Raw genomic sequence first — 9,993 nt, 5'->3', positions numbered from 1 at the left:
CGCATAATCGACATAGACCGGTGCGCCGCTCTTGGTGATGACGGCGCGCTCCAATCGGCCACGGACGGGCTGCAACCGCGCGAGATGCGACAGCAGGCTTTCCACGTCGCCGCCACTCGCCATCACGACGCCAGCGGCGACAAGCGCGTTTGCGGCTTGATAGGCACCAATCAGCGGCAGCTTCACTTTGTACACGTCGCCTTGAATCCGCAGCTCAAGCGTCTGGCCAAGCTGCGTGGCTTCGCGCGAGAGCAATTGCACACCCTTGCCCTTTTCGCCCACGGTAATCATCCGCAGGTCGCGTTTACGCGCCCGTGCAATGACTTGGTCCGACCAGACATCGTCGGCCCAGATGACGGCGCAGCCATTTTCATCGACAACCTCGTCGAACAAACGCATCTTCGCGTCGAAATAGTTTTCCATCGTGCCATGATAATCCAGGTGATCGCGGCTCAAATTCGTGAATGCGGCCACCGAAACCCGAACGCCTTCGCTGCGATATTGGGAAAGGCCATGGCTGGATGCTTCAAATATCGCGTGGCTTACGCCTTCGCGGGCCAGACCGGACATGTTCGCAAGAAAGGTCACGATGTCGGGCGTTGTCAGACCCGTTGTCGTCTGGTCCGACGCCGTTGTAATGCCCAATGTGCCGATCGACGCTGCATTGTGCCCCGCCATACGCCACAGCTGACGGGTGAGTTCAGCGGTTGATGTCTTGCCATTTGTGCCCGTGACGGCGGCAATCTGCCCGGGAAAGGGACGGAAATAATTGGCGGCCAATTGCGCAAAGGCGCGGCGTGGTTCCGCATCCGCGATATGCAATGCGCCTGTTACTTTTGCCTCCGGACGCGCGACGATGGCCACCGCACCGGCGGCAATCGCGGCATCGATGAAATCTTCACCATTGAAACTGGCACCTTCAAAGGCACCAAAAACCGTTCCGGGCGCAATCTTCCGATGGTCGATGGCAAAGCCGGTCACTGTTCTGTCGGCAAATGCCGGATCGGCATCGCTTACCAATTGCCCGAGCTTCACTATTGCTCTCCCTTCGCCTTCCACAATAAAGGCATGAGTTCCGATACATCAACATCGCGTTTCATGTCAGGGATAATTCCCATCAACGGACCGATGCGTGTAATCGTCTTTTGCACCACCGGCGCCGCGGTGTAGCCTGCCGTCCGCTGAAAGCTTGATGCTTCGGTGCCTTGAGGCTCATCCAGCATGACAAGCACAACATAACGCGGGTTATCCATCGGGAAAGCCGCTGCAAAGGTCGAAACAACCAGCGTACGGTTGTAACCGCCAACGCCGGGTTTTTCGGCGGAGCCTGTCTTGCCACCGACGCGATAGCCCAAGGCGTCGGCTTTGTTGCCCGTGCCGTCGACGACGATCATCCGCATTAGCTGCCGCATCCGTGCGCTGGTAGCCGCGGAAAAGACACGCTTGCCGGGAATTTTAGCATCCGGTTTCGTCTTGAACATCGTGGCCGGGCGATAAATGCCGCCATTGACCATCGCGGCATATGCGCTGGCCAAATGCATGGGTGTAACCGCGATACCATGTCCGAAACCCACGGTCATATTGGTCAGGCGATCCCATGATTTGGGATAGAGCGGCATCGCCTTTTCTGCCAATTCGATGTCGGGACGCGCATTAAAATGCATAGTACGCAACATCGCATCCATACGGGCAGCACCCAATTGGTCAGAAATTTGTGCGGTTACAATATTCGAACTGTGGATCAACGCCTCGGGCGTGTTCATCCAGCGGTCCGACGGATGCGAATCCCGGATTTTGAACCTGCCGAATTGAAGCGGCTTGGTCGCATCATACCGAACCGAAAGGTCACGCACGGTGCCTGCGTCCAACGCAGCAGCCACGGTCAGCGGTTTGAAGGTGGATCCGAGTTCATACACGCGGTTGGTGACGTTGTTCGTTTGCCGCGAAATGGGATAGCGGCCATCGACAATCGGCTGTCCAAGGTCCGGAATATTTGCGAACGACGGCCGGTTGGGGTTGAACGACGGCAATGTTGCCATGGCGATGACTTCACCCGTCGCAACATCCAATATGACGCCAGCGGCACCTTTTGCGTTCGTTGCGGTCATGCCCGAAGCAAGCTCGCTTTCAAGCGCGGCCTGCACGCGGACATCCAAAGCCAAATTCAGTGGGGTCGAGCGCTTCGACGGGTCGCGCAGATAATCGTTCATGACCCGCTCCATTCCCATAGCGCCACGGCCATCGCGGTTTACGAAGCCGAGAACATGCGCGGCCATGTCATGCTGCGGGTACAGACGCGTTGCCTCACGCGGGAATTCAATGGCAATCTCGCCAAGGTCGTGCACCTGCTTGACTTGCTCGGGCAGCGCGCGCTTGCGCAGATAGCCGGGCTTGTCAGCGGTCAACTTGGCATAAAATTCTGAAGCCGGTGTGTCGGGAAAAATGGCCGCCAGCTGGTTGGCCAATTGCTTGCGGTCGCCCAACAGTTCAGCGGGCTTCACCCAAATGGCATAGCCATAGATGCTGCGTGCCAACGGAACGCCGTTGCGGTCCACAATATCGCCGCGTTCGGGCACATATTCCGTGCTGGTTGCCCCATAAGCCCGCGAATTTTCAAATAAGGCGAGCGTCGCCAAGCGCCCGATGAGCAAGACGACGAACATGCCAAAAGCGGCGAGTAAAACCAGCAGCCGCCAGAAACCGTGCGCTGCAAATGGAGGCGTACCGACGCCGCTTTTCCGGGTCGTGGTGCGGGCCGTTTGCGGCGTCATTAACGGCGGCGTTCTTTAGCTGCTTTTGCCGAAATATCGCGCAACAGGTCGTCCGACAAAAGCTTTTCATCCATCCGCGCCAAACGCTCGGTGCGGCTCTGCTCTACTTTCGGAGCCTCTACTTTCGCCGCAGCACGCTTTACCGGGGTGGCGAAGATTTTAACGTCGTTGGCCGCAAGTTTCGTGGGGGCGGCCTTAGTGGCAACGGCCTTAGTGGCAACGGCCTTAGCGGCAGCAGCCTTTGGCGCGGCTGGCTTTGGCGTTTCGACAACTGTTTCCTTTACCACCGCAGGCTCTGCAACAACTTGCGGTGCCGGAACGCTTGCAGCGGCCATCATCACAGGCTTGGTCTCAGGAAGATCACCAGTCAGGCTAGCAAGCGCAGCTTCGCCATTGACAAATTGGTCCGCCGCAGGGGGCTGATAACCGTACAAAAGCTCGTTCCACTCTTCCAATTGCTGCAGGCTGGCGCGCGTGCGGATTTCCGCCTGAAGGAAGCTGATCTCACGCTTTGTGTCCATAATTTCACGGTCAACCGCGACAAGATTACTGTGCATCGCCGCAACGTTCAGCGACAGCGGATAGAGCAGGATCGCAACCATAAACACCAGCGCAAGCCAGCCTAGGTTTCTAAGTCGTTGCATGGCGAGACTCATGCTGCCAGTCCTCCTGTTGCCCATGCGGGTGCGTGTGTGCGGGTTGCGGATCGCAAGGTGGCGGAACGCGACCTTGGGTTGCGGGTAAGTTCGGCTTCTGAAGGGCGAATAGCTTTATCCGCCTTTTCAAAGGTAGGTTGCGGTCCGGCGCTGCCGACCATTGGCACATGACGTGAACCAGCGCTCTCTGCGCCACTGCGGCGACGCAGGAACTGCTTCACGATGCGATCTTCAAGGCTGTGGAACGTCACAACAGCAAGACGACCGCCGGGCTTAAGCATACGCTCGGCAGCTTCCAATCCGTCGGTCAATTCGTCGAGCTCGCGGTTCACATGAATGCGGATCGCCTGAAAAGCCCGAGTGGCGGGATCTTTTGGCGCGCCGGGCTTGTGGCCCACGGCTTTACGAACGATGGCCGCGAGTTGCGCGGTAGTTTCGATGGGCCGTGCCGCAACGATCGAACGCGCGATGCGCCGCGAACGGTGCTCTTCACCATAACGATAGATGATGTCGGCAATATCGGCTTCGTCGGCTTCGTTGACAAAGTCAGCGGCGGACATGCCGTCCTGCGCCATACGCATATCGAGCGGGCCGTCTTTCTGGAAAGAAAAGCCACGCTCCGCGCGATCAAGCTGCATCGACGACACACCGATGTCGAGAACAACGCCATCGACCGACATTATGTCGTCGGCCTTCAAAACGTCATCCATGATAGAAAAGCAGGCCGGGTAAAGACGCAAAGCGCCTTCACTGCGGCCTGCAAGGTCCGCACCTTCTGATAGTGCATCAGGATCGCGGTCGAACGCGTAAACGCGCGCACCGCCAGCCAGTATCGCTTGGCTGTATCCGCCTGCACCAAAGGTACCATCCACGATCTCATCGCCAGGGGTGATGGCTAGAGAGTGAATCACTTCATCCAGTAAGACTGGAATATGGGGGGCCGGCGCGCTCATTTGTCGCGCTTGCCTTGGGACAGCCAATAATTGAGCTCGTCCTTGACGGGGTTGAACGCGGCTGGCGCTTCCTTAAGGAAAACGTCAGGGTTCCAAAGCATGAAGTGCGTGGTCGCACCGAAGAAAAAGGCACGGTCGTCAATGCGACCAAAATGCTTGAGCATCGGCGACAGCACGAAACGGCCGCTGGCTTCAAAAGCGGTTTCAAAGATGGAAGATGCGGAAACGCCAGCCAGTTCGCGGTCAAAGTCTGTGCCGCGGTTAACGGCGCCCTGCCATTGCGCTTCGATGTCTGCGCGCAGTTTGAGGCGTTCGGCACTGCCAAAACCGATGAGGCACGGAAGGCTGCTGTGGCGCGAGATGCACACGCTGTTGCTGCCGCTGGATTGCAATACGCTGTCGCGGATCTCGGCGGGTATAGTCGTGCGGCCCTTGGCGTCGACACCCGACACCCCCGAACCTGCATAGACCACCAACGCTGACACCGTCCGAACACCCCCATGAAAAAGGGCGCAGAACGACAATCATGGCAAAGCCCTTTGCCATGCGGACGCCGTAACGACCGATATTATCAGTTATCCACCCCTTGGATGACTTTGCATAGCAAGGGATTTCATGGATGAAAAGAGGGATTTTATGGGAAAATTGGGGTGTTAAATATTAATATACTGAAAACATTATATAATTTTTTTCCTCATATAAAAATAATGTGCAAAATGAGCATGAATCCTTGGGCAGACATGGGTGTGCAGCATCGATTTTCCGCAGATTTCCGGTGCCAAGCCCATTTCTACCCCGAATGTCCCACAAAATCCCCGGATATGGAATCGCTTTCGTGCAAGCGCGCCAGCAATGATTCCACCCAAGTCAAATTGCCGAATTCATCGCCGCCGGTCAGCACGCGCATGCCCCGCCCTTCCCAATAGGCCGTATCGAGTAAATCGGCGTCGGCGACGAGCAAAGCGCGGCCTTTGCCAATCGTGCAATCCGCCAAAAGGCCGCCCTCCTCTATCGTACATCGCGCTGAACCGCCGCGCCCGATCTTCAGCCACTCGCCGGGCGTCTGCGTACGGATGCTCAGCGTGCCAATCTTGCGGATAGCCATCGGTTCCGCATCGGCAATGGGCAACACAAGCTCAAGGCCCCAATGCGCAAATAAGGGTGATAGCATTGATGTGAACAACGGCCTGCGCTTATCGCCCAACGGATAAAGGCTCCCCCACTGCAGAGCAGGATCGGCGAGGATCAATAAACGCCCGCCCTTGCGCACCCAGCTATCCAGTTGGACAAGCTCGGCCGGGCTAAATGCCCGCGGCTGCGCCAACAACAGCAGGCGCTGTTCTGCAAGGTCGCGCACATCGTCGAGCGGCTGAACATAATAGCTTTGGCTGAGCCGCGCGAACGCAGGGTGCGGCTTGGCATCGTCGGCAAGGTCCGCTTCAACGCCGCCCTCGCTCCATTGCAGCGGCAGCGTGGTCATCAACCCCAAGCTTTGTTTCGGGCCATCGGGCGCAGGCCGGGTAAAGGCATAAGCCAGCAACGACATCAGGAACAGCAAAGCAACGGCGAGCAGCAGCAAAAGCGGGCGCCTTTTGCCGCCGAAACGCACTCTCAAATTCGTCATAATGGTTACTGCGGCCGGCCGCGCGGTGGTGTGGCGCTCTTCGGCGGCGTCGCGCTTTCATCCTTGGCCACCGGGGTCACGCCCAGTTCAGCCAGTGGCTCATCCGGCGTTTGTTTCTTCATTTCGGTAATCGGGGTCGCGTCCATTGTTCCCGGCGTCTGCGGACTGTCGCTGACACGATCCAAGACCATCGTCGCCAAGGTTACGAACAGGAGCACGACGACCAAGCCAACGACGCCGACCTGAATACGCTGAATTGCGGATTGCTTTTGCTCAATCACCTGCGATCTCCTGTAAACCGTCGTGCGCGTTATTGCGCCGCGCTGTCCATTTGCCAAGGCATGGGGTCTAGATTTTTGCTGCGCATCCATTCCGGATTGTAAATCGTCGACAGATAACGGAAACCCGTGTCGCACAATATCGTCGCGATGCGCGCTTTTGGGCCAAGCTGTTTGCCCAAGGCAACCGCACCGGCGACGTTAATGCCTGACGACAGGCCAAGGCACAGCCCCTCCTCCGCCAACAAACGCCGGACCCATATCATGCCCTCTTCGTCCGATATGCGGAACTGCGTATCAATTGGCGCGCCATCGAGATTGGCGGTGATGCGTCCCTGACCAATGCCTTCGGCAACCGACGTGCCTTCGGCGCTTAATTCGCCATTGGCATAATAATTATACAATGATGCGCCATGCGGGTCGGTGAGGGCGATGGTGACATTTTCATCCTTCGCCTTCAGACCCAGCCCAACCCCTGCGATGGTGCCGCCGGTCCCTGCGGCACAGGTGAAGCCATCGACCCGGCCCTCCATTTGCGCCCAGATTTCTTCGGCCGTGGTTTCGATATGCGCGCGGCGGTTGGCGATATTATCAAACTGGTTCGCCCACACCGCATTGTCGGTTTCCTCGGCCAAACGGCGCGAGGTGTGCACGAAATGTCCGGGGTTGGAATAAGGCGCAGCAGGCACAAGCACGAGCTCCGCGCCAAGCGCGCGCAACGTGTCTTTCTTCTCCTGGCTTTGCGTTTCGGGCATGACGATGATCGTTTTGTACCCCAGCGCATTAGCAACGAGCGCAAGGCCGATACCGGTATTACCCGCCGTCCCTTCCACAATCGTGCCGCCGGGCTGCAACAGCCCCTGCCGTTCGGCATCGCGCACAATGTATAACGCCGCGCGATCTTTTACCGACGCGCCGGGATTGGCAAATTCGCACTTGCCAAAAATGTCGCAACCCGCCGCATCGCTTGGGCCTTTCAGGCGAACGAGCGGTGTGTTGCCAATCAAATCTAATGTCGAGCGGAGCATGTTCATAGCCGAGATAGTTAGTCGCGTTGTTGGCCGTCCGCAACCCGGTGTCGCGTACAGGGCAGTCTTCGGCGCGCCGCAATATGGGAATTAGGTATTGATATATTATATCATATTCTATATTGATCGCTCCATAGTCGCCAAATGCATGACAGGATCACACCAATCTCATGAAAATCCCACGCTTTCACGTTTTCGCCGCCAGCATGACAGCATTGTCGGTTGCGCTATCCGTGCCCGCTTATGCGCAACAGACCGGCAGCACCGGCGCTTCGGCAGCCGCGGCGCAGACAGATGATTTTCACGGCACTGAAGAAATCGTTGTCACCGCGCCTTATGTTGAGCGGCTCGATATTCTGTCCGGAACTTCGGCGGTGTCCGGGGACCTATTGGCCGAGAAAACCCGCGCGCAATTGGGTGACATTCTTTCCAGCCTGCCCGGCGTATCGGCCACCAGCTTTTCCCCCGGTGCATCGCGCCCTGTGCTGCGCGGATATCAGGGCAACCGCGTCGCCGTGCTCACCGACGGCATTGGCAATATTGACGCGTCCAACACCTCTGCCGACCATGCGGTCACCATCGATACGCTGACCGTTGAGCGCATCGAAGTGCTCCGCGGCCCGGCGGTCCTTTTATTTGGTGGCCAAGCCGTTGGCGGCGCGGTCAACGCGCTCGACAAGCGCATTCCGCGTGCGATCCCCGATGAGGCCGTGCATGTCGATGCGCTTGGCGGTTATGGCAGCGCGGCGCGCGATTGGTCCGGCGGGGCATCGGTTGATGTGCCGTTGACCGAGCGGGTCGTCGTCCATCTGGATGGCAGCTATCGCAACAGCGATGATCTGCGCACCGGCGGCTATATCCTCTCGCCTAGCTTGCGCGCCGAGGTGCTGGATCTCGCGGCGGAAGAGGCCAGTGAAGGCCATCTCGAAGAGGCCGCCGAAGCACGTGAACTGGCCGACCAACGCGGCCGCATTCCCAACAGCGCGGTGAAAAGCTGGACCGCAGCTGGCGGCATCGCGTTCATCGACGAAGGCGGCAATATCGGCCTGTCCTACAGCATTTATGACACCAATTACGGCATCCCTGCCCGCCCCGGCAGTGGGCATGCACATGCACATGGCGATGGCGACGAAGAGGAAGCGCCGGTTACCATTGGCATGCGGCAATATCGTTTCGATGTCCGCGGCGAATTGGATTTGGGCGATGGCCTGTTTGAAAAGCTGCGCCTGCGGGCGGGCTATGCCAATTACAGCCACACCGAATTTGAAGGTGACGAGATCGGCACCGTTTTCAACAGCAAGGGAATTGAGGCCCGCGCTGAATTTATCCAGAATGATCGCGGCGGCTGGCGCGGCGCAAGCGGTGCGCAATATCAATTCCGCAAACTGGACGCGATTGGCGCGGAAGCATTCGTCCCGCCAAACAAAAGCCGGCAGTTTGGATTGTTCACGCTGCAGGAATTCACCGCCGGAAATCTCGACGCCGAAGTCGCGTTGCGTTTTGACACCGCCGAACTGCGCGCGGATACTTTAGGTATCAGCCGCTCGTTCAACAATGTCTCCGGCGCGTTCGGCGTTGGCTACCATATCGGCGATTTGAAGATCGGCGCGAACCTGTCACGCACGGGCCGCGCGCCAGCGGTCGAGGAGCTATTCTCCAACGGTCCGCATATCGCAACGCAGGCATTTGAAGTCGGCGACCCGTTGCTGAAGAGCGAGCGCGCGTGGAATGGCGAGCTGTATGCGCGTTATGATACGGCGGACACCGCATTCAGCCTGACGCTGTACAGCAACCGGTTCGACAATTTCATTTACGAAGCGGAAACAGGTGACGTCGAAGACGACCTGCCCGTGTTCCAATATTTTCAGGACGATGCCAAGGTTTGGGGCGTCGAGTTTCAGGGATCGCAAAAGGTGGCAAGCTTTGGCGATGTGGACCTGAAAGTCGATGCTGTTGCCGATTATACGCGGGCCAAAATCTCGGGCGGTGCGGGCAATGTCCCGCGCATTCCACCCTTGCGTGTGTTGGGCGGCGTGGAGATGAACAGTGCGCGCCTGGACCTGCGCGGTGAAGTCGAATGGAGCGATGCCCAGACAAAAACAGCGCCGTTCGAAAGCGCGACCGATGGCTTCACCTTGGTCAATGCGACCGCGACATGGCGTCCGCTTGCCAACAACCGCAACATATCGCTGATTGCGTCTGCCAACAATATTTTCGACGTTGTCGCCCGCCGGTCGGCATCTTTCACGAAAGATTTTGTCCCGCTGTCCGGTCGCGATTTCCGTCTGTCCGCGCGGATCAGCTTTTAACGGTCAGCGGGCGACCGCGCTACCTGACAACGGGATAATCTTTCCTACATCGGCAAGATTATTTCCTACAGTAAATGAACGCGGCCATGCCGCGTGCAAAAGGGGGACGGCCGGCGCGGAAGCGCTGGTGCGTGCTTCCGGCTGATGGTGTTGGTTGATTAAGGCCCGCTTGTTCCATCAGGCTAATGCCCCCGGGCCGCCTTTGCTGGCTGGCATGCTGTCCATCGGGGGTAAGGTTCGTAAACCCCCAAAGGCTGTCCGCACGGACAGGACGGTTTCCCGCCACATCCAACCATGTTCGCGCTGTTCAGAGCTTGATGCAACAGGCCCTTTTTCAGGCTGAAGCACGCACCCTATCGCGCCGACCGTGCCAA

10 protein-coding genes are annotated in these 9,993 nt (G+C 58.2%); 1 reads left to right on the top strand and 9 read right to left on the bottom strand.

The genetic code is table 11. The features are described from left to right. The 8 genes from ACIQ5B_RS08350 to ACIQ5B_RS08315 all read right to left on the bottom strand — a co-directional run. A partial coding sequence (locus ACIQ5B_RS08350; protein ID WP_397598605.1) for a UDP-N-acetylmuramoyl-L-alanyl-D-glutamate--2,6-diaminopimelate ligase occupies nucleotides 1-1,035 on the bottom strand: 1,035 nt, incomplete at its 3' end. Then, entirely contained in the window at nucleotides 1,035-2,771 is a 1,737-nt protein-coding gene (locus tag ACIQ5B_RS08345; protein WP_397598604.1) for a peptidoglycan D,D-transpeptidase FtsI family protein, read from the bottom strand. The genes ACIQ5B_RS08350 and ACIQ5B_RS08345, both read right to left, overlap by 1 nt. Then, entirely contained in the window at nucleotides 2,771-3,415 is a 645-nt protein-coding gene (locus ACIQ5B_RS08340; RefSeq protein WP_397598603.1) for a hypothetical protein, read from the bottom strand. Before ACIQ5B_RS08340 ends, ACIQ5B_RS08345 begins: the two co-directional genes overlap by 1 nt. An 8-nt stretch (nucleotides 3,416-3,423) precedes the next feature. Further along, nucleotides 3,424-4,380: a 16S rRNA (cytosine(1402)-N(4))-methyltransferase RsmH gene (gene rsmH / locus ACIQ5B_RS08335; RefSeq protein WP_397598602.1), complete on the bottom strand. Its 957-nt coding sequence runs from the start codon at nucleotides 4,378-4,380 to the stop codon at nucleotides 3,424-3,426. Further along, nucleotides 4,377-4,865, bottom strand: a complete 489-nt coding sequence (locus ACIQ5B_RS08330) for a division/cell wall cluster transcriptional repressor MraZ (protein WP_397598601.1) — start codon at nucleotides 4,863-4,865, stop codon at nucleotides 4,377-4,379. The genes rsmH and ACIQ5B_RS08330 overlap by 4 nt, the downstream gene beginning before the upstream one ends. Nucleotides 4,866-5,170: 305 nt before the next feature. Further along, nucleotides 5,171-6,004: a DUF4350 domain-containing protein gene (locus ACIQ5B_RS08325; RefSeq protein ID WP_397598600.1), complete on the bottom strand. Its 834-nt coding sequence runs from the start codon at nucleotides 6,002-6,004 to the stop codon at nucleotides 5,171-5,173. A 5-nt stretch (nucleotides 6,005-6,009) separates the two neighbouring features. After that, nucleotides 6,010-6,285: a hypothetical protein gene (locus ACIQ5B_RS08320; RefSeq protein ID WP_397598599.1), complete on the bottom strand. Its 276-nt coding sequence runs from the start codon at nucleotides 6,283-6,285 to the stop codon at nucleotides 6,010-6,012. Between the two features lie 29 nt (nucleotides 6,286-6,314). Continuing rightward, nucleotides 6,315-7,316, bottom strand: coding sequence for a cysteine synthase A (locus tag ACIQ5B_RS08315; RefSeq protein WP_397598598.1), 1,002 nt, complete (start codon nucleotides 7,314-7,316; stop codon nucleotides 6,315-6,317). Between the two features lie 200 nt (nucleotides 7,317-7,516). Between ACIQ5B_RS08315 and ACIQ5B_RS08310 the strand changes: the two genes are divergently transcribed. Then, nucleotides 7,517-9,619 carry a TonB-dependent receptor gene (locus ACIQ5B_RS08310; RefSeq protein ID WP_397598597.1) on the top strand — a complete coding sequence of 701 codons (2,103 nt, stop codon included), beginning with the start codon at nucleotides 7,517-7,519 and terminating at the stop codon, nucleotides 9,617-9,619. A gap of 177 nt (nucleotides 9,620-9,796) precedes the next feature. Here the strand turns inward: ACIQ5B_RS08310 and ACIQ5B_RS08305 are convergent. Continuing rightward, nucleotides 9,797-9,993: hypothetical protein (locus ACIQ5B_RS08305; protein WP_397598596.1), on the bottom strand; the 197-nt coding region annotated here is incomplete at its 5' end.

Source organism: Sphingorhabdus sp. (assembly GCF_044374345.1).
In the GTDB taxonomy this organism is placed as follows: Bacteria; Pseudomonadota; Alphaproteobacteria; order Sphingomonadales; family Sphingomonadaceae; genus Sphingorhabdus_B.
This window is presented reverse-complemented; position numbering and strand designations above follow the sequence as displayed.

Excerpts from the sequence above, each read along its gene's own strand:
- ACIQ5B_RS08310 (WP_397598597.1), top strand. The coding sequence starts at position 7,517 with ATGACAGCATTGTCGGTTGCGCTATCCGTGCCCGCTTATGCGCAACAG.
- ACIQ5B_RS08340 (WP_397598603.1), bottom strand. The coding sequence starts at position 3,415 with ATGCAACGACTTAGAAACCTAGGCTGGCTTGCGCTGGTGTTTATGGTT.
- ACIQ5B_RS08345 (WP_397598604.1), bottom strand. The coding sequence starts at position 2,771 with ATGACGCCGCAAACGGCCCGCACCACGACCCGGAAAAGCGGCGTCGGT.
- ACIQ5B_RS08315 (WP_397598598.1), bottom strand. The coding sequence starts at position 7,316 with ATGAACATGCTCCGCTCGACATTAGATTTGATTGGCAACACACCGCTC.
- rsmH (WP_397598602.1), bottom strand. The coding sequence starts at position 4,380 with ATGAGCGCGCCGGCCCCCCATATTCCAGTCTTACTGGATGAAGTGATT.
- ACIQ5B_RS08325 (WP_397598600.1), bottom strand. The coding sequence starts at position 6,004 with ATGACGAATTTGAGAGTGCGTTTCGGCGGCAAAAGGCGCCCGCTTTTG.